20 protein-coding genes are annotated in these 24172 nt (G+C 72.6%); all 20 read right to left on the bottom strand.

Annotation, left to right across the window (positions count from 1 at the left end; translation table 11 throughout):
* Positions 1-37: 37 nt before the first annotated feature.
* Entirely contained in the window at positions 38-1207 is a 1170-nt protein-coding gene (locus ACOOHF_RS12100) for an aminotransferase class V-fold PLP-dependent enzyme (RefSeq protein ID WP_420461874.1), read from the bottom strand.
* A complete protein-coding gene (locus tag ACOOHF_RS12095) occupies positions 1204-2727 on the bottom strand; it encodes a class I adenylate-forming enzyme family protein (RefSeq protein ID WP_420461873.1) in 1524 nt (507 codons plus the stop codon). Before ACOOHF_RS12095 ends, ACOOHF_RS12100 begins: the two co-directional genes overlap by 4 nt.
* Positions 2724-3617, bottom strand: a complete 894-nt coding sequence (locus ACOOHF_RS12090) for a 1,4-dihydroxy-2-naphthoate polyprenyltransferase (protein WP_420464368.1) — start codon at positions 3615-3617, stop codon at positions 2724-2726. Before ACOOHF_RS12090 ends, ACOOHF_RS12095 begins: the two co-directional genes overlap by 4 nt.
* Positions 3605-4465: a 1,4-dihydroxy-2-naphthoyl-CoA synthase gene (menB, locus tag ACOOHF_RS12085; RefSeq protein ID WP_420461872.1), complete on the bottom strand. Its 861-nt coding sequence runs from the start codon at positions 4463-4465 to the stop codon at positions 3605-3607. Before menB ends, ACOOHF_RS12090 begins: the two co-directional genes overlap by 13 nt.
* 84 nt (positions 4466-4549) lie before the next feature.
* Positions 4550-6331, bottom strand: a complete 1782-nt coding sequence (gene menD / locus ACOOHF_RS12080; RefSeq protein ID WP_420461871.1) for a 2-succinyl-5-enolpyruvyl-6-hydroxy-3-cyclohexene-1-carboxylic-acid synthase — start codon at positions 6329-6331, stop codon at positions 4550-4552.
* Positions 6328-7770 carry an isochorismate synthase gene (locus ACOOHF_RS12075; protein WP_420461870.1) on the bottom strand — a complete coding sequence of 481 codons (1443 nt, stop codon included), beginning with the start codon at positions 7768-7770 and terminating at the stop codon, positions 6328-6330. Before ACOOHF_RS12075 ends, menD begins: the two co-directional genes overlap by 4 nt.
* The gene (locus tag ACOOHF_RS12070; protein ID WP_420461869.1) at positions 7767-8672 is read right to left on the bottom strand and encodes a histone deacetylase; all 906 of its coding nucleotides are present in this window, start codon (positions 8670-8672) and stop codon (positions 7767-7769) included. Before ACOOHF_RS12070 ends, ACOOHF_RS12075 begins: the two co-directional genes overlap by 4 nt.
* A 25-nt stretch (positions 8673-8697) precedes the next feature.
* Complete coding sequence (locus ACOOHF_RS12065) at positions 8698-10743, bottom strand: TonB-dependent receptor (protein WP_420461868.1); 2046 nt, start codon at positions 10741-10743, stop codon at positions 8698-8700.
* A complete protein-coding gene (lnt, locus tag ACOOHF_RS12060; RefSeq protein ID WP_420461867.1) occupies positions 10740-12383 on the bottom strand; it encodes an apolipoprotein N-acyltransferase in 1644 nt (547 codons plus the stop codon). Before lnt ends, ACOOHF_RS12065 begins: the two co-directional genes overlap by 4 nt.
* Positions 12380-13693 carry a glutamate-1-semialdehyde 2,1-aminomutase gene (gene hemL, locus ACOOHF_RS12055; RefSeq protein WP_420461866.1) on the bottom strand — a complete coding sequence of 438 codons (1314 nt, stop codon included), beginning with the start codon at positions 13691-13693 and terminating at the stop codon, positions 12380-12382. Before hemL ends, lnt begins: the two co-directional genes overlap by 4 nt.
* Positions 13690-15141, bottom strand: coding sequence for a 30S ribosomal protein S12 methylthiotransferase RimO (rimO, locus tag ACOOHF_RS12050; protein ID WP_420461865.1), 1452 nt, complete (start codon positions 15139-15141; stop codon positions 13690-13692). Before rimO ends, hemL begins: the two co-directional genes overlap by 4 nt.
* Positions 15132-16067, bottom strand: a complete 936-nt coding sequence (locus tag ACOOHF_RS12045) for a LolA family protein (RefSeq protein WP_420461864.1) — start codon at positions 16065-16067, stop codon at positions 15132-15134. Before ACOOHF_RS12045 ends, rimO begins: the two co-directional genes overlap by 10 nt.
* A complete protein-coding gene (locus tag ACOOHF_RS12040; protein ID WP_420461863.1) occupies positions 16064-18382 on the bottom strand; it encodes a DNA translocase FtsK 4TM domain-containing protein in 2319 nt (772 codons plus the stop codon). The genes ACOOHF_RS12045 and ACOOHF_RS12040 overlap by 4 nt, the downstream gene beginning before the upstream one ends.
* A gap of 2 nt (positions 18383-18384) precedes the next feature.
* Positions 18385-19143: a 2-phosphosulfolactate phosphatase gene (locus ACOOHF_RS12035; protein WP_419935088.1), complete on the bottom strand. Its 759-nt coding sequence runs from the start codon at positions 19141-19143 to the stop codon at positions 18385-18387.
* A 13-nt stretch (positions 19144-19156) separates the two neighbouring features.
* Positions 19157-20497 (bottom strand): acetyl-CoA carboxylase biotin carboxylase subunit, encoded by a 1341-nt coding sequence (gene accC / locus ACOOHF_RS12030; protein WP_420461862.1) that lies wholly within the window; start codon positions 20495-20497, stop codon positions 19157-19159.
* Positions 20498-20513: 16 nt separating this feature from the next.
* A complete protein-coding gene (accB, locus tag ACOOHF_RS12025) occupies positions 20514-20993 on the bottom strand; it encodes an acetyl-CoA carboxylase biotin carboxyl carrier protein (protein ID WP_420461861.1) in 480 nt (159 codons plus the stop codon).
* 2 nt (positions 20994-20995) lie between these two features.
* Complete coding sequence (efp, locus tag ACOOHF_RS12020) at positions 20996-21559, bottom strand: elongation factor P (RefSeq protein WP_420461860.1); 564 nt, start codon at positions 21557-21559, stop codon at positions 20996-20998.
* A gap of 49 nt (positions 21560-21608) precedes the next feature.
* Positions 21609-22694 carry a M24 family metallopeptidase gene (locus ACOOHF_RS12015; RefSeq protein WP_420461859.1) on the bottom strand — a complete coding sequence of 362 codons (1086 nt, stop codon included), beginning with the start codon at positions 22692-22694 and terminating at the stop codon, positions 21609-21611.
* Positions 22691-23164 (bottom strand): type II 3-dehydroquinate dehydratase, encoded by a 474-nt coding sequence (aroQ, locus tag ACOOHF_RS12010; RefSeq protein ID WP_419935083.1) that lies wholly within the window; start codon positions 23162-23164, stop codon positions 22691-22693. Before aroQ ends, ACOOHF_RS12015 begins: the two co-directional genes overlap by 4 nt.
* A complete protein-coding gene (locus tag ACOOHF_RS12005; RefSeq protein ID WP_420461858.1) occupies positions 23161-23976 on the bottom strand; it encodes a tetratricopeptide repeat protein in 816 nt (271 codons plus the stop codon). The genes aroQ and ACOOHF_RS12005 overlap by 4 nt, the downstream gene beginning before the upstream one ends.
* Between the last annotated feature and the right edge of the window lie 196 nt (positions 23977-24172).

The following is a 24172-nucleotide window of genomic DNA, read 5'->3' as shown; positions in this document are numbered from 1 at the left end:
AATGAAGTTCCCGGTGGTGCGGTAGCGGCGGGCCTGTCTACCCGAAGGCCACGAGGACGCGTCGAAGGGCCTCTACGTCGGAGGCGTCGTTGTAGACGTTGGGGGCGACACGCAGGGCGTCGCCGCGCAGGGAGGCATAGACGCGGGCCGCGGCCAGGCGCGCTTCCAGTTCGGCAACGTCGCACCCCTCGGGGAGGCGGATGCCGAGGATGTGTCCGGCGCGCCAGGCGTCGTCCTCGATCGCCCATCCGCGGCCGCGCAGTTCCTCCGCCAGACCCGCCAGCAACTCCCGGCAGTAGTCGAGGATCCGGGCCGGCTCCCACGCGAGGATGAGGTCCATGGCCTCGATGAGCATGGGGATGAGGATGAAGTTCGACGTCTGTCCCACGTCGTAGCGGGCGGCGCCATCCCGGTACTCGTCGGTGTAGTCCACGAGGCCCTGGAAGTCCTCGGAGCCGCGGCGCGAAATCCACGTCTCCTCGAGCGGGACGCCGTCGTCGAAACGGGGGCCGAAGTAGCCCGCACACGTCTGGTACGGGCCGAGGAGCCACTTGTACCCCACGCTGATGAGCGCGTCGGGGCGAATGCGCTGGACGTCGAACGGGACGGCGCCGATGGACTGTGAGGCGTCGATGACGAGCGCGGCGCCGACCTCGCGCGCGCGGCGTCCGGCCGGCTCGAGATCGATCCGGGTGCCGTCGGTCCAGTGGCAGTGCGGGAGGGCCACGACGGCGGTGTCGGGGTCGATGGCCTCGAGCAGCCGCTCGTTCCACAGTGCGCCGGAGGGGGGCGGGCCGGGGCGCTCCACGGTCCGCACCTTGCAACCGTCGTCGGCCGCCCGCCGCCGCCACGCGTAGACGTTGCTCGGGAACTGCTCCCCGAGGATGACGATGTTCTGCCCCGGCTCGAGCGGGAGGTTCCGGGCCGCGACCGCGAGGCCGTAGGACGCGGAGGGGATGAGCGCGATCCGCCCCGGGGCGGCGTTGACGAGGCGCCCGAAGCGGCCCCGGGCGCGGTCGCAGTCCGTGAAGAACTCCGTGCTCGCGAACGGGGTCGGCGAGAGCTTGCGGCGGATCCCCTCCACCCCCACGGCGGCGACCGATCGCGGCAGGGGGCCGAGATAGGCGCAGTTGAGGAAGTGGGCGTCCTCGTCGAGCTGAAACCGGCTCTTCTGGCAGGCGAGCGTCGATGCGACGGCGGTGCTCAATGGGTCCTCCCTGCTTTTTCTTCGATCAGCGCTCCCAGACGAGCACGGTCCACTTTGCCCGTGGCCGTCCGGGGCAGACGCTCGAGGACTTCCCAGCGCCGGGGCGCGCGCGCGCCCGAGAGCCGCTCCCGGCACCAGACATCCAGGCGGACGGGGAGTTCAGGATCGTGCGCGGCGACCACGGCGGTCACGATCTGGCCCCACGTCTCATCCGGCAAGCCGATCACGGCCGCCTCGCGCACCTCGGGGTGCGCGGCGAGGACCGCTTCGATCTGGAGAGGGTCGATGTTCGTGCCTCCGCTGACGATGCGGTCGCGGAGACGGCCCGTCACGTGGATACGACCCTCCGCATCGAGGTGGCCGAGATCGCCGGTCGCGAACCAGTCGCCGCGGGGCCGCGCGGGGTCTCCGACGTACCTGCGGAAGAGGGTGGCGCCGCGGACCTCTATGTGGCCGGCGGGGGCGGGGGGCTGCCCGGGCTGGGTGGTCTCGTCCCGGCCCTCCGCGGGCCGGATGCGGACCTCGACGCCGCGCAGGGGGCGGCCGCACGAGCGGTCGGCCGCCCGGAGCTCGCGGGGGGTCGCCGTGGCGACCTGCGATCCCGCCTCGGTGAGTCCGTAGGTGAGGGCGATGGGCCACCCGGCTCCGAGCGCACGGTCGAGCAGATCCTGCGGGGTCGCCGCGCCGCCGAGCAGGACCGCGCGCAGGGAGCCCGGCGGCCGGGCGCCGGCCTCCAGCAGCCCGTGCAGCATCGCCGGCACGAGCGACAGGTGGGTGATGGCGAGTTCGACGAGCGCCCGGGCGGCGGTTGCGGCGTCGAAGCGCACGGAAGCGAACCCCACCGTGGCGCCGGCGGCCGCGGCCCTGAGCGGCACGGCCAGCCCGCCGACGTGCGCCCAGGCCAGTGTCGCGAGCCACCGGTCGTCCGGGCCGAAGCCGAGACGCTCGTTCGCCGCCTCGGCGTTCGCCCTCAGCGACCGCCATTCGTGAACCACGAAGCGCGACACGCCCCCGGTCCCCGAGGTGGCGAGGATCGCACCGCCCGCCGACCCCGTCTCGACGCCCACGCGGGCCTCCTCGCCCGCCTCGCCGCCCGTCGCCGCCAACGGCTCGGCGGGGCGGCGGTGGTGGAGCATCATCTCGCCGATTCCTGGCACCGAGAGGGCCTCGTCGGTCCATCCCGGCCCCGGCCAGGCCGTGCCGGGGCCGGTGAGCGCCGCGGCCGGCCGCAGCGCGGCGAGGAAGGCGTCCCGCTCGAAGTCGGTCCATCCGGGGTGCGCCGGCGCCAGAATCGCGCCCGCCTCCGCGATCGCCCCCAGGGCGACGGCGCCCCCCGGGTCCAGCCCGAACTGGTGCGCCACGACGACGCCCGGACCCGCCCCGGCCTCCGAGAGCGCCGCGGCGACGCGGTCGCTGGCGGCGCGAACTTCCGCGGCGGACCACCCTCGGTCCCGCTGGACGAGGGAGAATCCCGAGGCCGGGCCGAGCGCCCCCGGGCCGGGAGCCGGCGAGCCGGTCACAGCAGGCAACCGAGCGCGAACAGGAGACCGTAGGCCCCCGTGGCCCGGGCCGTCGCCGCGAGCGCGGGGTTGAGGTCGCGCGGGTCCCCGTGGCTCCACACGGTGCGGAGGGGCGGCGCCGCGAGCAGCAGCGCGGCGGAGGCGAGGAGCACGCCCGGCGGCCACAGCCCGGCCGCGGCGCCGACGGGGGGCACCGCGGCGGCGGTGGCGAGAAGCACCGAGTACTGCACGCGCGTCGCGGTCGGCCCGATCCTCACCGCCAGCGTGCGCTTGCCGGCCGCCGCATCCGTCTCCCGGTCGCGCAGGTTGTTGACCACGAGGATCGCGGTCGCGAGCGCCCCCGCCCCCGCCCCCGCGAGCACCGCTTCCGGAGCCCAGCGCGAGAGCTGCACGTAGGCGGTGCCGGCGACGGCGACGGGGCCGAAGAAGACGAACACGAACAGGTCCCCCAGGCCGTGGTAGCCGAAGGGCCACGGCCCGCCCGTATAGCAGATCCCGGCCAGGATGCCCGCCGCGCCGATCCACACGATCGGCCATCCCCCGACCGTGACGAGGTAGACTCCGAACAGGGCCGCGAGGGTGAACGAAACCGCCGCCCCCATCCGGACGGCCCCGGGCTCGAGGAGGCCGGCCTGGGTCACGCGCGGGGTGCCCAGGCGGTCCGCCGTATCCGCGCCGCGGGCGAAGTCGGAGTAGTCGTTCGAGAAGTTGGTCCCGACCTGGATCAGGAGCGCCCCGGCAAGCGCCGCGAGGAACGGTCCCGCGGCGAAACCGCCCGCCTCCCACGCCAGGCCCCCGCCCGCCAGCACGGGCCCCGCCGCCGCCGGGAGCGTGCGCAGGCGGGCGCCGGCCAGCCACGCCCCTGTACCATCCGACTTCACGGACGCCAGGGATAGCGCCGGAAGTCGGGGGGCCGCTTCTCGAGGAAGGCGTTCCTCCCCTCCTGTCCCTCCTCGGTCATGTAGAACAGCATCGTGGCGTGCCCCGCCAACTCCTGGATGCCGGCCTGTCCGTCGCAGTCCGCGTTCATGGCGGCCTTCAGGCAGCGGATCGCGAGCGGGCTCTTCCCGAGGATCTCCTGCGCCCAGTCGACCCCCTCCGCCTCGAGGCGGTCGAGCGGCACGACCTTGTTGACGAGCCCCATCCGCTCGGCTTCCTCCGCCCCGTACTGGCGGCACAGGTACCAGATTTCGCGCGCCTTCTTCTGACCCACGGAGCGGGCGAGATAGGAGGATCCGAAGCCGCCGTCGAAGCTTCCCACCTTGGGGCCCGTCTGTCCGAACACGGCGTTGTCCGCCGCGATCGTGAGGTCGCACACGACGTGGAGGACGTGCCCGCCGCCGATCGCGTATCCCGCCACGAGCGCGATCACCGGCTTGGGCATCGAACGGATGAGGCGCTGGAGGTCGAGCACGTTCAGGCGGGCGACCCCGTCCTTCCCCACGTACCCGGCCTCGCCGCGCACGCGCTGGTCTCCGCCCGAACAGAAGGCCCACTTCCCGTCCGCGGAGGGACCGTTTCCGGTGAGGAGCACGACGCCGATCCGCTCGTCGTCCCGCGCGTCCTGGAAGGCCCCGTACATCTCGAACAGGGTTTCGGGGCGGAACGCGTTGCGGATCTCGGGGCGGTTGAAGCCGATGCGCGCGATCCCGTCCGTCTTGTGATAGGTGATGTCGCCGTACTCGCCGACCGGCTGCCAGACGACGCCGCTCTCCGGCGGCGTGAAGGTCTCTTCCATGCTGGGTTCTCCGTCAGGTTGCGGGCTTCCAGGCGCGGGCGCCTCGGACATCTCGCAGTTCTCGTCGCACGGGTCGGCGGGCCTTCAGAGCGCCGCGCGCGCCGCCTCCCGGGCACGTTCGACGACGGCGGTACGCCGCTCCCAGTTGTCATGCCGGTCGATGCGCGCCTCGGTGAGGCGGAGGCCGGGAGTCCCGGATCCGGCGCCCAGCGGCGGCTTCGGATCCTCCGCGAGCGCCGCCCTCAGTTCGGCGACCGACGCGACGGGACGGTGGGGGATTCCGGCGGCGGCGGCAACCGCTCCGAGGTCGACGGGCTGGGGCATGACGACGAAGGGGGTGAACGGCGGGTCGTGCTCGCGAATCGGGAGCATGTGGAAGATCCCGCCGCCGCGGTTCTGGATCACGACGATGTGGAGTCTCGCGCCGTCGGGACGCCGGGCGAGGAGCGCCCCCGCGTCGTGAAGCAGCGTGAGATCCCCGACGAGGGCGACGGCGGGCCGTCCCGAGGCGGCCGCGGCCCCGAGCGCCCCGCTCACGTTCCCGTCGATGCCGCTGGCGCCACGGAACCCGAGAGCGCGGAGGGGCCGGTCCGTCGGACGCGCGAAGGCGTCCACGTCACGGATGGGCATCGAGTTGCCGATGAACCAGGGGGTCCCTTCCGGTAGCGCCTCCGCCACGGCCGCGGCGATGGCCCCCTCGAACCAGCTGTCCGCCAGCGCGGGCGCGACCGCCGTCCACGCCGCCGCGTCGATCTCCCGCCACCGGTCGGTCCACTCGGGTTCCGCCTCCCCCGCGCCGGAGGATGTCGCCCCGGCGAGCGTGGCGGCCGGATCGCCGGTGAGCGGCCGGGAGTTCGTGGCGAGGTGGTCCCGCCACCGGTGCGCCGCGTCGAGGACGACCTGGAGCGCGTCCCCGTGCCGCTCCAGGTAGCGACACACCGAGGCGGAGGTGGGCGCGCGGCCGATCCTCACGACGAGGTCGGGGCGCAGCGCCGCGGCGATTTCGGCGTCGCCGAGGCAGAGGTCCGCGCTCCCCATCGTCCAATGGCGGGCGCCGGCGCCGAAGCGGGCGCCCGAGAGCGGATCCGCCACCAGCGGCGCGCCCGTCCGGGCCGCGAGCGCGAGCGCGGCGACCCCGATCTCGGGACGGTGATTCGGGCCGCACACGAGCAGGGGTCGCCGCGCGGCCAGCAGGAGCGCCGCCAACTCGGCCCCGGCGTCCGGCACCGGCGGACCGGGTTCGCCGGGAGGCGCCTCCGGGTCGGGCAGACGGGCCTCGAGCCCGGGCGGCACGTCGCCCGGCGCCCGGGTGGGATCGAGCGGCTTGGCGAACTGCAGGTTCAGGTGGGCCGGCCCGACCGGTGCCCCGGTCGCGGCACGCCAGGCCGCCTCCACCGCGGCGCCCAGCCGGGCGAGCCCCGCCTCGCTCGCTTCCGGGAGTGCGACATCGATCGACAACCGGGGATAGCGCCCGTAGAGGTCGACCTGGTCGATGGTCTGGTTCGCGTCCGTCCCGCGGAGGCTCGCCGGCCGGTCCGCCGTGAGGGCAAGCAGCGGAATCTCGCTCTGACTCGCCTCCACCACCGCGGGGTAGAGGTTGGCCGCCGCGGTCCCCGATGTCGTGACGACGGTGGCCGGACGGCCGCTCACCGCGCCGATCCCGAGCGCGAAGAAGGCGGCGCAGCGCTCGTCCACGTGCGGGTGGACGACGAAGCGCCGGTCCGCGGCGAACGCCTCGACCAGCGGTGCCGACCGGGAGCCGGACCCGACGCAGACGTGCGTCACTCCGAGGCGAGCCAGCCGGTCGGCCAGCGCGCGCGCCCACAGCGTGTTCCGGTTGGGGGCTGTCCGACCCGTCCCGCTCACGGCACTCGCTCGACCCCGAGCGCTCCCAGCATCGTCTGCAGCTTCACCCGGGTCTCGTCCCATTCGGCGCGGGCGCGGGAGCCTTTCACGATCCCCGCGCCGGCGTAGAGCCGCAGGAGGGGACCCCGGCAGACGGCCGACCGCAGCGCCGGGGCGAACTCCCCATCCCCGCGGTCGTCGAACCAGCCGACCGGCCCCGCGTACCACCCCCGGCCCACCGGTTCCTCGGCCCGAATCAGCTTCAGCGCGGCGGAGCGCGGATCACCGCACACGGCGGCGGTCGGGTGGAGGGCCTCGACGAGCGAGAGGACGTGGGTCCCGGGCGGCGTCTCCGCCTCGAGTTCGGTCCGCAGATGCTGGATGCGGGGGAGGCGCAACAGAGCCGGCTCCGAGACGTCCTCCACGGCCCGCATCCCCGCCGCGCGGAGATGCCTGATGATGTCCTCGACGACGATGAGATGCTCCTCGCGGTTCTTGCCGCTGTGCAGCAACTGGCGCCCGAGCCAGGCGTCCGAGACCGGGTCCGCGCCGCGCGGCGTCGACCCTCCGACGGCCATGGTGCGGAAGCGGACGCCCCGCAGCGATCCGATCAGTTCGGGGGCAGCGCCGACCAGGAAGCGATCGCGCGCGAACTGGATCAGGTACAGGTGCGCGATCGGATTCGCGCTCCGGAGGGCGGAGAGGACGGCGGCCGAATCCGGCGGTTCGGAGAGTGTGATGTCGAGCGGGCGGGCGAGCGCGGCCTTGCGGACGCGGCCGGACCGGATGCGCTCGAGGATCCGTTCGACGCCCAGCCGCCAGCGTTCGGGGCCCACCGGTTCGTCGAAGGCCGTGGCCGGGGGGACGGGGCCCGGTCCGGCGCCCCGGCGCTCGAGGTCGGCGAGTTGCTCCCGCGTGCGCGTCGCCCGCTTCCGCAGCCCGTCGATCGCCTGATCGCCGGGAACGGTCGCCGCGAAGCGGCGCGTCACCGTCAGCCGGGCGCCGCGGTCATCCGTCTCCACCTCGTACGCGGGCAGCACGAAGCGGGCGGCCGGGAAGACATCCCAGAAGCCGGGCTCGCGATCGCCGGCCGGCCGCGGGTCGAAGGCGAAGCCGCCGTGCAGGCGCGGCCGGCGCGATTCGCTGTCCAGGTCGTGAACCCAGCGCGCCTCGAACAGCCGTTCGGCCCGCTTCCGCGTCCACGCGATCACATCCCCGGCCGAGGGCGGCGGCTCGCCCTCCCGGCTGTCGATCTCGGCCGCCGTCGCCGCGTGCGCGATCCAGTGCGGGCCGCTCTGCCAGAAGCCGCGCACGCGAATCGGCGTCGTCGCCAGCACCGCCTCGGGCTCGAGGCTCGGCAGGCGGAGCGTCACGCTGGCGAAGTAGCTCTCCCCCTCTTCCCGCACGGACTCCGCCGTCGCGGGCTCCGACTGGCGGCGGGAGTACTCGATGGTCTTCACGCCGCGCTCTCGATCTCGCACGCCGTCCGGTGCGCGACGGCATGAAGTTCCGCGGTCAACTCCGGGGTCGCGGCGTAACCGCCGGAGAGGAGCAGCGCGAGCGGCAGACCCTCGCCACAGATCGTCCCGATGACGATCCGGTCCCGTCGCTCGAGTCCGGCCCGCGTGAGGGCGAGGCGGCCGAAGTGGTCGCCCGCGAGGACATCGACCCCGCCGAGATAGAAGACGAGATCCGGCCGCGACCGCGCCAGCGCTTCGGGGAGGAATCTCAGCAGCGCCTCCTCGTATTCGTCGTCTCCCGTCCCGTCGGGCAGCCCAATGTCCAGATCCGACGGCATCTCCCGGAAAGGGTAGTTCCCTTCCCCGTGCATCGAGAAGGTGAAGGTATCGGGGTCGGCGGCGAACACGGCGGCGGTCCCGTTCCCCTGGTGGACGTCGAGATCGATCACGAGCACGCGCCGGATCCAGCCGCCCCGCCGCAGCATCCGGACGGCGACGCCCACGTCGTTCAGCACGCAGAACCCCTCCCCGTGGTCCGGAAAGGCGTGGTGCGTGCCCCCGGCCAGATTCGCGGCCACGCCGTCCTCGAGCGCCATCCAGGCCGCGTTCACCGTTCCCCGCACGGCGAGCCGCGACCGCCGCACGAGAGCGGGCGACCAGGGGAGCCCGAGGCGCCGCACCTCCGCGCGGTCCAGCGTACCGTGCCGCAGCTTGTACAGGTACGCCGGGGTATGGACGAGCGCCAACTCCTCCCACGAGGCCTCACCCGGCTCGACGACATCCGCCGGGGAGATGAGCCCGTCCCGTTCCAGAATCTCGCGCAGCGCGGCGAACTTGCCCATCGGGAAGGCGTGTCCGTTGGGCAGCGGCACGGTGTATCCCGGGCTGTAGTTGACCCTCATGCGCGCTCCGTGCCCCGGGACGCGTCTAGAAGAGCCGGAACTGGAGACGAAGGAGGCGGCCCGGCCGGGGCAGCCCGCACTGATCGAACACCGCCGCGTCGGCCAGGTTGTCGAGCGACAGCGAAGTCTGGAGCGTGCCCATGGGTCCTCCGATGGCGAATTCCCGGCTCACCACGAGATTGAGGCGCGTCGTGGGGTCGAGCGCGACATCGCGCCCGAGGTCCGGATCGACGCAGAACTGGCGCCCCACCATCTCCGCCGCGGCCCGCGCCCGGAGCCCCGCGGGGAGCAGCCCCTCGACGTGAACCCCGCCCGCGATCGCGGGCTGGTACTCGGGCCGGGGACTCAGGCCGGGCGATCGTTCGTCCGTCACGTTCACGTCCTGCCACGTGAGGTCGCCCCCGAGCGAGAGCCCTCCCCATCGCGCGTCGGCGAGGAGTTCCAGCCCCCCCGCGTCCACGCGCCGCCGGTTCTCCCTCCGGAAGCGGCCATCCCCCAGCCCCGTGCGTACGATCGCGTTCGAGAAGCTCTGGAGGAAGAGGACGGCCTGCACCTCGACCTCCGCCCCGAACGCGTCGATCGTGCCGGTGACGCCGCTCTCCAGGGCGCGCAGCGCCTCCGGCGCGAGGCCCGGGTTGGGGACGAAGCGGCCGAGCGCGCCCGAGTACAGCTCGCGCAGCGACGGGAAGCGCACGCGGCGGCTGGCCCCCATGTGGAGCCGAACGCGGCGGCCGACCTGAGCCGAGCCTCCGATCCGCGCGCCCCAGTCGTCTATCGCCTCGCGGGCCTGCCGCCCGCCGGTCTCCGGCGTGCTGCCGCGGTCGAAACTCGCCCCGAGGCTGATGCGGACGCCGGACCAGAACCCCCCGCCAAGCCCCGCGAGCGGGAACTCGGCCTCACCGCCGAGGCTCAGCAGGCGCTGGCGGAAGACCGACCGGTCACCGGGCACGAGCCGCTCCACATGACGCGTCTCCGCCCACGTCAGCGCGCTCCGCAGCACGCCCGCTCCGAGTTCGTGGTCCGACAGCGCGCGCAGAGTGAGCGTGCGGTCCTCCGCGAACTCCTGCCCGACGATCTCCTCGTAGGCCAGCGTGTCGAACTCGTCGATCTGCGCGTCGCCCGCGTCGACGCCGATGCTGACCTCGAAATCCCCCGTCCCGAGCGGCGTCCGGCCCCACGCCGTCCCCGCGGAGACGGTCCCCACGAACCGCTTCGTGTCGGGGATGCGCCACCGGCGGGGACTCCGGACGTGAAGCTCCGGCGGGACCCCCTTGGCGGCGCGATAGCCGAAGGTGGACATCGACACCCAGCCGCCCGCCTCCGATTCGTACCGGCCCGTGAAGAATGCGCTCGCGTGGTCGAGGTCGCTGTTCAGACGCCGGTGCGGGTCCGCTCCCGCGGGCTGCGCGACGCCGCCGGGCAGGGGCACGCCGTCGCGCGAGCGGTAGGCGCCGCCGGCCTGCACGGAGAGGCCCCCGTCCCCGGAGCTCCAGGTGCGGCCCAGGCGCACCCCGCCGAACATCGCCCCGGTCGCGTCCACGCCGCCCTGGGCGCCGTTCAGCCGGCGGGCCGGGTCCACGCTGCCGTGCCCGATCTCGATCGACACGACACCGCCGAGGACGTTCGGCCCGTGCAGGACGGACGAGATCCCGCGGAAGAGTTCGACCTCGCGGGCGGCCTCGATCGGGATGAGCGACAGGTCCGTGCGCGCGTCCCAGCCCAGGGTGAGCGGGACCCCGTCGACGAGCACGGCGAGCTGGCGCGATTCCGTCCCCCGCAGGGTAAGCTGGGTCTCGCCGCGCGAGTTCTCCCGCACCTGCACGAAGGGGAGCTCCCTAAGAGCCTCCTCCAGCAGCGGGACCGCGGCGACGCGCGGCGACTGGAGGCTGAGGCGCACCGCGCTGGCGCCGGAGACGCTCGCGATCGGCCGCATGGCCTCGATACGAAGTTCCCTCATCTGGAACACGACCGTGTCGCGCGGCAGGGTGTCCGGCACCTGTCCCGCGACGCCTCCCGGCCCGCCCGCGCACGCGAGCCCGGCCGCCAACCACTGCAGGAGTCTCCGTCTCATCCGCCCTCGCGCGCCTCCGCCTCTTCCACCCGAACCCTGTCGACCTTCCGTCCCCGGATGGACGCACAGAGGGCGAGTATCGCTGCGACCGCCGAGGCGATCCCCACGATGTCGCCGAAGCGAACGTACACCGTCAGTCCGTCCGTCGTCTCCACATCGGCCACGAAGGCCGCCGGCTCGAAGAGTTCCGTTCGGTGGGAGACCCGGCCCAGCGGATCCACGATCATGGACACCCCCGTGAGCCCCGACCGCGCCGACCCCATGCGGGTCTCGATCGAACGCATGACAAGGTGCGCCGGGTGCTGCCACAGCGCGCTCGAACGGCTCCACCACGCGTCCCGACCGTACCAGGAGTCGTTCGTGATGTTGACGAGGAAGTCCGCGCCGTTCCGGCGGAAGTGCCGCGCGAGCGGGGAGAATATCGACTCGTAGCAGATCATCGTCCCGTAGGCCGCGCTTCCCCGCTCGGTCGAAATCTCGATCGGAGACTGCCAGTCCCCGACGCCCAGTCCGCTCGTGTAGGGGATGCGACTGAGCCATTCCGGCGGCACGAAGGGGACCCGCTCCACCAGCGGCACGACGAAACGCTTGTCGTACCGGTTGACGAGGCCGTCGCCGGGGCGGAAGTGGTAGGCCGAGTTGAACGGCTGGTAGCTCCGGTCACCGAGATCGTCGGCTCCGCGCCCCCCCACGACCAGCTCCGCCTCCAGCGTGGCGACCACCCCCTCCGCCCACGCATGGGCCTCCAGCCAGCCGGGATAGTCGTAGGAAGGCACGGGATCCATGTAGGCCGCTCCCAGCATCGTCTCGGGAAAGATCACGAGGTCCATGCGCTCGCGGCCCGCCCAGGGCGACGTCAGCGTCTCGGTCGCGCGCAAGGCGCTGTCGGTCGAAGCGGCGGGATCAAGATCGCGCAGGTGCTGGGGCACGTTCGGCTGCACGACGCCCACCCGGGCCACGGTGCGGGTCTCGAGCGTCTGCCAGCGCGCCACCGAATACGCGATCGGCCCCGCCAGCGTGATCAGCAGCCCGAGCGCCGGTCCGCGGGCCGCCCGCCACCCCCGCGCGCGAAAGGCGAGGAACCCCATCGCGATGAGGGCGTTGGCCGCCGCGAGCCAGAAGGAGAGACCGCGCGAGCCCACGAGATCCGCCGCACCTATCAGGATCGGGTAGCCGGAAAGGGAGTCGCCGAATTGCATCCAGGGGAAGGAGACCTCAAGCAAGTGGGCGCGCAGCACCTCTCCCGCCGTCCAGAAGACCGGGAAGACGAGATAGAGCGGCCACCGGAAACGGCTGCGGACCAGATGTATCCCGCCCGCCACCCACGACATGAACGCCGACAGGATGAGGATGGGCGCGAGGAACGCGAACACGGCCCACCAGGTGTAGAACACGAGGGCCACGAAGAGCCAGTACAGGACGAGCGTGTAGTAGATGAGCCCGAAGAAGAACCCTCCGGTGCGCGCCTGTTTCCGCCCCTCGGCCGTTGACGGGAGTCCCTCGAGCCAGACGATGAACGGGACGAGCGCGATGAACGACGTCACCAGGAGGTGGAAGGGGGGATGGGCCAGCCCCATGAGGACCCCGCCCGCCAGCAGAGGGCCGGCCCGCTCGGGGACGACCCGGGCCCGCCAGCTCAATTTGCGCCTCCCAGCGCCGCGTCCATGGCTTCACCCGCCACGGCAACCGTGTTCTCGATATCCGCGTCGGTGTGGGCCGTGGAGAGGAACCCCGCTTCGAACGCGGAGGGGGCGAAGAACACGCCACGCTCGAAACACGCCCGGTAGTAGCGGGCGAACAACTCTGTGTCGGCCCGGCGGGCGCCATCGAAGTCGACCACCGGGCCCTCGGTGAAGAAGACGCCCCACATGGACCCGATCGCCGTGCCGCAGGCGGGGATGCCGCGGGAGCGGGCCGCCGTCAGGATCCCCTCGACGAGGGTCGAGGCCCGCTGCTCCAGCGCGGCGAAGGGATCCGTGCGCTCGAGTTCCTCGAGCTGGGCGAGGCCGGCCGCCATGCCGAGGGGGTTCCCGGAGAGCGTCCCGGCCTGGTACACGGGTCCCTCCGGGGCGACGCGCCGCATGAAGTCGCGGGGCCCGGCGTAGGCGGCGACGGGGAGGCCCGCTCCGACGACCTTGCCGAGCGTCGTGAGGTCCGGGGTGACGCCGTAGCGTTCCTGTGCACCGCCGCGGGCGACGCGGAACCCGGTCATCACTTCGTCGAAGATGAGGAGGGCCCCCGCGCGGTCGCAGGCGTCGCGCAGCCCCTGGAGGAAGCCCTTGCGGGGCGGGATGAGGCCGGCGTTCCCAGCCACGGGTTCGACGATGACGGCGGCCAACCGCGGGCCGTGCTCGGCCAGGACGGCATCGACCGCCTCGAGGTCGTTGTACGGAGCGGTCAGCGTGAGGGCGGAGGTGGCCGCCGGCACCCCGGGCGAATCGGGGAGGGACAGGGTGGCGACGCCCGACCCGGCCACGACGAGAAACCCGTCCGCGTGGCCGTGATAGCACCCCTCGAACTTCAGGATGAGGTCGCGGCCCGTCGCGGCGCGGGCCAGCCGAACGGCCGACATCGTCGCCTCGGTGCCGCTGTTCACGAAGCGCACCATCTCGACGCCGGGCACCCACGCCGCGAGGCGCTCGGCCAGTTCGACCTCGCGCGCGTGGCACGCCCCGAAGCTCATTCCATCGCGGGCCGCGCGCGTCACGGCCTCGACGACGGGCGGGGCCGCGTGTCCGAGGATGAGCGGGCCCCACGAGAGGACGTAGTCGAGATAGCCGCGGCCGGCGTCGTCGAAGATGCGCGCGCCCTCGCCGCGGGCGGCGAACAGCGGCGGGAGGCCGACCGGGCCGAACGCCCGTACGGGGGAACTCACGCCGCCCGGCATCACCGCGCGGGCCCGGCGGACCCAGTCGGACGCGCCCTCCAGCTGCCGCGGGCCCGCGCTCACCGGCCCCAGGCGCTGTCGAGCCCGAGGACGGGGAGCCCGCGCCCCGCGGCGGCCGCGGGCGCCGTCGTGGCGGCCCGGGTCGGCGCCTCCCGGATGACCTCCCGCACGCGGCCGGCGAGGTCGAAGTCGGCCGCCCGCTCGATCTCGACGCGCACCAGCGAGCCGGGCGCGAGCCCCTCCGCGCCGAGGAGCACCGTGGCGCCGTCCACATCGTCCGCCTGGCTCTCGACGCGGCCGACCTGTGCCGCGCCGGGCGCCCCCTCCCCGTACAGGAGCCCCAGCACCGGGTCGTCCGCGTCGGCCGGCCCGTCGACGATCGCCGTGCGCTCGCGGCCGACCTCCGCCGCGAGCCGTTCGCCGCTCACCGCGCGCTGGACTTCCAGCACCTCCTCGAGGCGTTCCTGCGCGACGCCGGCGGGCACGTGGTTCTCCTCCATCGCGGCCGCGCGCGTCCCGTCCTGGGGCGAGAACGCGAACGCCCCCAGACGGTCGAAGGAGACCTCGTCCAGGAAGTCCACCAGCTCCCGGAACTCGACATCGGTCTCCCCGGGGAAGCCGACGAGCACCGTCGTCCGCAGCGTGAGCCCGGGGATCGCGTCGCGGAGCCACGCCATCTTCGTCCGCAGCGTGGCGGCTCGCTCCGGCCGGCGCATCCGATATAGGACCGTGTCGCTCGCATGCTGGATCGGCATGTCGATGTAGGAGAGGAGGCGGGCTTCGGACGCCATCAGCTCCACGAGCGGATCGCGCAGCCCCGCCGAGTAGATGTACAGCAGCCGGAACCACGGGATCGACGTCTCGCGCAGGAGCGCCTGCACGAGCGTCGCGATGTCCGTCCCGTCCCGGCGTTCGCGGCCCCAGTGGGCGAGGTCCTGGGCGACGAGGTTCACCTCGACCGCACCCTGCGCCTCGAGGCGCTGCGCCTCGGCGACGAGCCGCTCCAGCTCGAAGGAGCGGTGCTTCCCGCGCCACAGGGGGATGGCGCAGAAGGCGCACCCGTGATCGCACCCCTCGCTCACCTTCAGGTAGCGCACGTGCCGGGACGCGACGGGGATCCGCTCGCCCGGATGCACGCCTCCGGCCGGGGTCGGAGTGTTCAGCAGGCCGCGGGCGCGCAGTTCGGGCACGAGCCGGTCGAGATCGCGCAGGCCGAGCAGCAGATCGACCTCGGGCAGCGCGTCCTCCAGTTCGTCGCGGTAGCGCTCGACCATGCACCCCACCGCCACCACGCCGCGGCACGATCCATCGCGCTTCAGGCGACCGGCCTCGATGAGCGTCTCGATGGACTCTTCCTTCGCCGCGTCGATGAACCCGCAGGTGTTGACGAGGATGACCTCGGCGTCCGCGGGGCTGGTGCGCTCCGCGCCGTGGCCGACGAGTTCCGCGAGCAGGCGCTCGGAGTCGACCGTGTTCTTGTCGCAGCCGAGGCTGACGAGTCCTAGTCGCATCGCACGTCGTCGGGGAAGATCTGCACCCCGGAGGGGGGCGCGTACGCGAACAGCGAGGGATCGATCGGCGCCTGCGGTTCGAGCCGCGTGAGCGTCACGGTACGCACCGTCTCGTTCTCCTCCCGGACCCGGAAGCGGCGGACGTAGTGATCGGCGACCCCGATCCAGAGGCGCACCTCCACGTATCGCGCGGGAAGCTGTCGGGGCGTCAGCGCCACGACCCGGGTCTCCTTCCCGTCGATCGCCTCGACCCCCGCGTCCACCGCGTCGTAGCGGGTCCTGGCTTCCGAGAGCAGTCGGCCGAGGATGTCGATGGTGCCGAGTTCGACCCCCTCCTCGAGGCGCGAGACCATGATCTGGTCGTGGAGCGAGGGCTCGTAGAGCCACAGACAGGACCCGTCCGCGATGTAGATGTCGTCCGCAGGGACCTCGAAGTCCATGCGGAAACGGTTCCGGCCCGCCTGGTACCACATGCCGTGCCCCTCGCGCGTCCGTCCGAGCAGCGGGTTCTCGATCCGCTGTGAGAAGGCGGCGCGAAGGCGGTCGAGCCCGGCGTAGGCCGCGTCGGCGAGGGCGAGCAGCGAGTCGACGCCCACCTCGCCGGGCCCCGGGTCGACCGGCGACGGGTCGGACGGCCCCGGGTCGGGGGGCGCCGCCGGGTCACCGGCGGCCTCGGACGCAGGCGACTCCCCCGCCTCGGCGGCCGGTTCGCGCGCGAGCATCGGGTGGCTCCCGACGGTCGGCTGGCTCCCGGTGGCCGCGGCGGCCGCGCGCGCCGGTTCGGGCGCCTCCGCGCGCCGTCCGAACTCGGCTTCGAGCCGGGCTCGCGCCTCGGCCTCGGCGGACGAACTACCGTCGGCGCAGCCCGCGGACAGGCCGGCGACCAGCGCCGCGGCCGCGAGAATCCGCCCTTCCCGGTGCCTCATGCCTCGTCGACCGTCCCTTCGTCCAGATCCGTCAGCGTCGCCAGCACCTCGCGGGGTTTGGACCCCTCCGCGGGTCCGACGATCCCGGCCGCGTGCAACTGGTCGATGATGCGCGCCGCCCGCCCGTAGCCGATCCTGAGCCGGCGCTGCAGAAGGCTGGTCGAGCCGGCGGAATGCGCGATCACGATCTCCGCGGCCTGGCGGAACAGCTTGTCGCGGTCCCCGGCTCCTTCGTTCGACACCCCCGCATCTCCCTCCTCTTCCTCGATCTCCTTCAGCATGTCGAGGATGTCGCGTTCCGCGGCGGCTTCCGCGGCGGCCTCGGCCTCGGCGCGCGCCTTCGCCTGGGCCCGGTACCAGTCGAGCAGGCGTTCCGTCTCCTCCGAGGAGATGTAGGCGCCCTGGATGCGGGCGGGGTCGGACTCGCCGGGGGGCAGGAAGAGCATGTCTCCGTTCCCGAGCAGGCTTTCCGCCCCGTTCATGTCGAGGATCGTGCGGCTGTCGATCTTCGACGCGACCCGGAAGGCGATGCGGCTCGGGATGTTCGCCTTGATGAGGCCGGTGAGGACGTTCACCGAGGGGCGCTGCGTCGCGAGCACGAGGTGGATCCCCACCGCCCGCGCCTTCTGGGCCAGCATCGCGAGCGGGGTCTCGACCTCGGACTGCACGGTCATCATGAGGTCCGCGAGTTCGTCGATGATGAGCACGATGTAGGGGAGCGGACCTTCCTCATAGGGCGGCGGCTCGTCGGCCACGCCCCGCTTCGGCAGGAACACCTTGCGGCCGCCCGCGATCCGGCCGTTGAATTCCCCGATGTTCCGGCAGCCGTTCGAGGAGAGCAGCCCGAACCGCCGCTTCATCTCGTACACCGCCCACTTGAGGACGGACGCGGCTTCGTCGTTGTCGGTGATGACCGGATGGCGGAGGTGGGGCAGGTCTCCGTAGACCGACAGTTCCACCATCTTGGGATCCACCATCAGGAGGCGCATTTCGGCCGGCACGTAGCGGCAGACCAGGCTCGTGATGAGGGCGTTGATGCACACCGACTTGCCGGATCCCGTCTGGCCGGCGATGAGGAGGTGCGGCATGCGGGTGAGGTCCGCGCACACGGGCTTTCCGGAGAGGTCGCGCCCCAGCGCGAGCGGCAGCTTCTGCCGCCCCCGCCGGTAGGCCGGGCTCTCGAGCACTTCCCGCACGAGGACCATCTCCGAGGAGGGGTTGGGGACCTCCACGCCCACGGCACCCTTGCCGGGGATCGGCGCCACGATCCGGACCGACGGCGCCTTCAGGGCGAGCGCGATGTCGTCCGCGCGGGCGGAGATCTGTCCCACCTTCACGCCGGGGGCGGGGACGACCTCGAACTGCGTCACGACGGGGCCGGTCGTCCAGCCTCCGATTTCACCGGCGACGCGGAAGGTCGCCAGCTTCTCGATGAGAATCTCGCCCAGGCGATCGAGGTCGCGCACGCCGAGACCGCTCCCCTGCCCCTCCGGTTCGTCGAACAGGTCGAGGGGTGGGAGGTCGCGGGAGTCGGGATCGCCGAACTCCTCGAGTTCCGGGACCGGGGACGGCTCACCCGCCGCGCGGTCGCGGTCCGGCTTTGCCCCGGGGTCGGGGTCCGGCGTCGCCACCGGGTCGCGGTCCGGCTTCGCCGCCGCGCGCGTCGTCTTCCGTTTCGCGGGCCGGCGCGTCTTTCGGGCCTCGCCGGGCGGATCCGGTCTCGCGGGCGGGCTGGGGGCCCGGGGCGACCGTTCCTGCCGGAACCGGCCGACGAGGAAGCGGCTCAGGCCGCGGGCGCCGCGCCCGCTTGCGACCAGACCGCGCCCCGTCGCCCGCCCTCCCGCCGCCACCGCGCCGGCCAGCGACCAGCGCATCGTGACGACGAGGGTGAGCACGAGCACGCCCGCGCCGATCAGCGATCCGCCGACCCGGCCGAACAGCGTCTCGAGACCCTGCCCGGCGTTGTCGCCCAGCCAGCCCACGGAGGGGGCGGACGCGTCGGGCCGCGGCGCCATGAGCCAGAACAGCGCGGGGAGGGTGACGAGGAGCACGACGGAGAGGATCATCCCGCGCACCGCCCGCCCTCGGCCGCCCCAGCCGAGGAAGTACGCGCCCCAGGCGAAGGCCGGGATCGCGAGGAGTGCGGCGAGGGGCCCGAGCGCGGAGTCGAGCGCACCGTGGAGCCGGCGGCCGGCGGTCCCGATCCAGTTGTTTTCATCGCCGACAAGTGCCGGGGAGACGAGCGCGAACGCCACCAGCAGGCCAAGCAGGATCAGGGCGACGCCCAGCACCTCGCGCCGTTGCCGTTCATCCACCATCACACGTCCTCCTCCCCACCCTGGCAGCCCCTGTCGGAGACGAGCGCGCCGTCACGCCGGACCGGCACGACCGCGAGATCGTCTACGGCCGCGCAGGCCCGGAGGTCGTCCGCCCGGCCGATGGCGCGCAGAGCTCGCCCGGCCGCGGTGCAGGCGAGGCCGGCCGGGGTCGGCGGGCCCAACTCCGTACAGAGCGCCTGCGCGGCTCGCGCGCCATCGGTCAATGTAGCCCCCGCGCCCGTCTGGACGAGCCGGGTTACAAGATGACCCGCGCACCACGCGTCGTCCATGCTCACGCGGCCTCGCCGCCCGGCGCACACGATCGCCACGCCGCCGCCGCCGCGGGCCGCGTCGCCCGCCACCGCCCGCGCGACCGCCCCGACGTTCCGGAAACAGCCGAGCCGCACGGCCCCCGCGCCGCGTACCGCCTCGATCGCGGCGGTCCCGTTCGTCGTCGTGAACACGAGCGTCCGCCCGGCGACCGTCGCCCGGTCGTACTCGCCGGGCGCGTTGCCGAGATCGAACCCCGGCGGCGGCACCCCGTCGCGCTCCCCGCACAGGAGCGACCCCTCCGTGCGCGCCGCGGCTTCCCGCGCCGCTTCGACGGTGAGGGCGGGAATCACCCGTTCGGCCCCGGCGGCGAGCGCCGTCGTGATGCTCGTCGTGGCCCGGATCACATCGATGACGACTGTCGTACGGCCACCTGCCGGAACGGACGCGAGTTCCCCGGGGAGCCACAGGACGTCGATCGCGCTCACGGCGAACCGCCGCTCAGGCGCGGGCCAGGAACCGCTCGACGAACCCCGTGTCGATGTTGCCCGAGACGAAATCCGGATGCGCGAGCATCTTTCGGAGGAAGGGGGCCGTGGAAGGGACGCCCTCGAGGGTGAACTCCTCCAGCGCGTGGTACGCGCGGATCCGGGCCTCCTCCCGCGTCTTGCCCCACACGATGAGCTTGGCGAGGAGGGAATCGTAGTACGGGGGGACGACGTAGCCGGCGTAGATGTGGGTGTCGACGCGCAGGCCGGGGCCGCCCGGGGCGTGGAACGCGGTGATCGTGCCGGGCGATGGCCGGAACCCCTGTTCCGGATCCTCGGCGTTGATCCGGCACTCGATCGCGTGGCCCTGGAACTCCACGGGCTGCCGGACCGACAGCTTCTCTCCCGCCGCGATCCGGATCTGCTCCTTGATGAGGTCGACGCTGGTCACCAGTTCGGTCACGGGGTGCTCGACCTGGATCCGCGTGTTCATCTCCATGAAATGGAAGTCGCCGTCGGGCGCGAGCAGGAACTCCACCGTACCGGTGCTCTGATACCCGATCGCACGGGCTCCCAGGATCGCCGCCTCGCCCATGGCGCCACGGAGTTCCGGCGTCACGGCCGGGCTGGGCGCCTCCTCGATGAGCTTCTGATGGCGGCGCTGGCTCGAGCAGTCGCGCTCACCCAGGTGGGCGAGGCGTCCGTGCCGGTCGCCCACGACCTGAATCTCCACATGGCGCGGCCGTTCGATGAGCTTCTCGAGGTACACGGTCGGATCGCCGAAGCTCACCTCGGCTTCGTTCCGGGCCACGGAGAAGAGCCTCCGGAAATCCGCCTCCTCGAAGGCGGCCCGCATCCCCTTCCCCCCGCCGCCGGCGGACGCCTTGATCATGACCGGGAACCCGATCCGGCGGGCTGCTTCGAAAGCCTCGTCCGCGTCATCGAACGGAGCCGAGCCCGGGACCACCGGCACGCCCGCCTCCGTCATCGTCCGCCGCGCCTCCGCCTTGTCCCCCATGCGACGGATCTGCTCGGGCGTCGGACCGATGAACACGAGGCCGCTCCGTTCGCAGATCTCCGCGAACTCGGCGTTCTCGGCCAGGAACCCGTAGCCCGGATGGATGGCGTCCGCACCGGTGATCTCGGCGGCGGCGAGGATGCGGGGGACGTTCAGGTAACTCTCGCGGCTGAGGGCGGGGCCGATGCAGATGTCCTCATCGGAGAAGCGCACGTGGAGCGAATCGTGGTCGGCCTCCGAGTACACGGCGACCGTGCGGATGTCGAGTTCGCGGCACGCGCGCAGGATACGGAGCGCGATCTCGCCCCGGTTGGCGATCAGGACCTTGCGAAACATGATGCCCGCCCGGCCGCTAGCCCGGCTCGATGCGGAAGAGCAATTCGCCGAACTCGACCGGCTCGGCGTTCTCGGCCGAGATCTCGCGCACGACGCCGGCGATGTCCGACTGCAGCTCGTTCATCAGCTTCATCGCCTCCAGAATACAGAGCGTCTGGCCGGCTTCGACGCGATCGCCGACGGAGACGAACGGATCCGCACCGACCGCGGCCGCCCGGTAGAAGGTTCCGACCATGGGCGACAGGACCTCGAACAGCATCTCGGAGGGGGCCGCGTCAGAGGCGGCGGAATCCGCCGGCGGTGCTCCCGCCTGCGGTCCGGGAACGCTGCCGGCGATGGGTGACGCCACTCCGGCCGCCGCCGTGACGCGCGGGGACTTCCGGATCCGGACCCTGGTGGGATCCCCCAACTCCGAGCCGACCAGCTCGATGTCCAGGGCGTCCACGCCGGACTCCTCGACCAGCTTGATGAGCCCCTTCAGCCAGTCCATATCCATAGTCAAGTCACCCGCGTGACGTACTTGCCTTCGGTCCGGTCGACACGTACGACATCGCCGACCTCGAGAAAGAGCGGAACCTGTACCACGGCGCCCGGCGCGAGCTGGGCACGCTTCGCGCCCCCCTGGGCCGTGTCCCCGCGAAGGCCCGGTTCCGTCTCCACGATCTCCAGTTCCACGAACTGCGGCAGCTCGACGGAGAGTACGACGCCGTCACGGTTCAGACCCTGGCACTCCATGTTCTCCTGAAGATACTGGAGCTGGTCCTCGCCGATCTGCTCTCCCGAGAGCGGGATCTGCTCATAGGTCTCCATGTTCATGAAGTAGTACAGCTGACCGTCGGTGTAGGTGTACTGGATCGGACGCCGCTCCAGCCGGACCTCCTTCACCTTCTCGCCGGCCCGGAAGGTCTTGTCGACTACGCCTCCCTCCATCACGTCCTTGAGCTTGGTGCGCACGAAGGCGCCGCCCTTTCCCGGCTTGACGTGCTGGAAGTAGGTGATCGAGTAGAGGGTGCCGTTGAGTTCGATCACCATCCCTCTGCGAAAGTCCGAAGTATCTGCCATGGTCTCCGAATCTTGTTCTGGAGCCGGGCGCCGGCGGCCCGTGCGACTGCTAAAGCTCGACGAGGGCGCGCGGAAGGCGGGTCAGCGTGCGGGCCCCGGACGCCTCGACCAGCACATCGTCCTCGATGCGCACGCCGCCGCGACCGGGAAGATACACGCCCGGTTCAACTGTCACCACGTTCCCCGCCCGGAGGGTCCCGTCGGAGCGCGCGGACAGACTCGGCCCCTCGTGGACGTCGAGCCCGATCCCGTGACCGGTGCCGTGACCGAAGCGGTCGTCCAGATCGTGTCGCGCGAGGGCGTCCCGCGCCGCGGCGTCCACGGCGCGGCAGCTCGCGCCGGCGCGGATCGTCTCCCGGGCCCGCGCCTGGGCTTCGAGCACCCGCTCGTGGATCGTGACCTGCCAGGGCTCGGGAACGCCACGCACGCAGGTGCGCGTCATGTCGCTGCAGTAGCCATCGACGCGTGCGCCGAAATCGAGGAGCAGGAGGTCGCCCGCTTCGATGCGCCGTTCGGAGGGCGTCGCGTGAGGGAGCGCCGACCGCTCCCCCGCCGCCACGATGGGGTCGAACGGAAGCGGACCCGAACCTCCCCGGCGAAGCTCGGCCTCGAGCGCCGTCGCGACCCGGCGCTCGCTCGGAGCCGCGGACCAGTCGATGGCCGCCAGCAGGCGGTCGAAGGCGGACTCGGCGACGGCCACCGCTCGTTCGATGGCGCGCAGCTCCTCTTCGTCCTTGACCTGCCGGAGCTCTCGGACGAGATCTCGGCACGAGACGAACGCCATCCCCGGAAGCGCCTCGCGGAGCGCCTCGTACTCGGCAACGGTGAGGCTCTCGGCCTCGAAGGACGTGGGCCCCCGCGCGCTGGCCGCCACGTCGGCCACACCCGGAATCCAGCCCCCGCGAGTGATGTGGGCCGGGACGGAATCCTCGACTTCGAGGCGCACCTGTTCCTCATACCGGGAATCGGTGACGAGCGTCGGCGCTCCCTCGACCGGGACCCACAGGACGCCCGCCGAGCCCGTGAATCCGCTCAGATAGCGGACGCTCGACCTTGCGGTGACGAGAACGGAGCCGTGGCCCGCGGCCCCGGCCGTCGCTGCGAGCCGGAGGCGCCGCGCTTCGTGGGCACTCACTCCGCTACGTCCGCCCCCGTCTCTCCCCTCGCTCCCAGGTGCTCCACCAACGCCTCGAGGCCGAACAGGTAGCTCGACGCGCGGAAGCCCGCGATGACGCCGACCGCGAGATCGGAGAGGAGCGATGTGTGCCGGAAGGGCTCGCGGGCGAAGACGTTCGAGAGATGGACTTCCACGAAAGGACGGGCCGAGCCGGCCAGCGCGTCGCGCAACGCCACGCTGGTATGGGTCAGGGCGGCCGCGTTGACGAGCCAGGCGTCCACGCGATCGGTGTTCGCCTGCACCCAGTCGACGATCTCTCCCTCGTCGTTGGACTGGAAGAAGATGAGCGCCGCGCCGGCCGCTCCCGCGCGCGAGAGGAGGAGCGCCTCGATCTCGGCCAGCGTCTGCGTGCCGTAGTGGCGCGGCTCGCGGCGGCCAAGGAGGTTGAGGTTCGGTCCGTTGAGAACGCCGATCCGCTTGAGGCTCAAAGCGGATAGTCCAGACCGGCCAGCCACTCTCGCCACGACCCGTCGCGGGACGGCTTCTCCGGCGCATCGCCGTCGAGGATCCGCCTGAGCTGCTCCCGGATGGAGACCTCCTGCTCGACGGCGACGGGGCCTTCCGGCTGCACGACGGCCGCCTCGCGCGCGCTCCGGTGCGCCTCCTCGAGCGCCACGGCGAGACGGGTATTGCCGGGGTCCCGCGTCAGCATTCGTTCGTAGACGCCGATGGCCCGGTCGAACAGACCCTGCCGCACGTAGAGCGCCGCCAGCGTGACGGTGTCGAGATCCGCCGCGGCGGGGTCCGGGATCGCGGCTCCGGACGCTTCGCGCCCCTCCGGCGCGGGCGGGTCGGCCGGCGCATCCGCCGCCGGCGCATCCGCCCGCCGCCCGCCCCCCCACGCTTCGTCCAGCCGCCCCAGCCAGCGCCTCGTCGCGGCGGCCCGCGCGGGCCCGTTCCATCGCTCCGCGGAGCCGGCCGCCGCGCCGGGCCCGTCACCCGGCCGACCCAGCGCGGCCCGCGCGATGGGATTCTCCCCGTCGAACGCCAGGACACGCTGCAATTCGGTGACCACGTCCGAAGCCTGTCCGAGTTCGCCGAGCACGCGGGCGTGAACCAGGCGGGCGGTGACGTAGTGCGGATGATTCTCCAACCCGCCGCGAACCACCCGTAGCGCGCTCTCGAGGTCGCCCTGCCCCCGGTAGAGTTCCGCCAAACGTGCGAAGGTGTGGGTCCGCGGCTCGGCCTCCCGGCGGCGCAGGAGGTCCGCGATCTCCTCGGTATGATGGTCGGTGGGCACGGGCGTCGTCGGGGAAGAAGCGGCCGGGTGGGGCCTTCCGGCCCGGGGTGCGCAACATACGGACCGTTTTTTTTCGTTGTCAACGAACCGGGGGCCGCACCCCCGCCCCCCGATCTTCGTTGCCCGAACCGCGGGCCCGGCTTACGTTTTTCGATCAACCACGGGATCCGGCGGCGGCTGCGGACGGCCGTTCGAG

Origin of the sequence: Candidatus Palauibacter sp. (assembly GCF_965216145.1) — a bacterium.
Classification (GTDB): Bacteria; Gemmatimonadota; Gemmatimonadetes; order Palauibacterales; family Palauibacteraceae; genus Palauibacter.
Note: the sequence above shows the minus strand (reverse complement) of the source record. Positions and strands in the feature narration are given on the sequence as shown.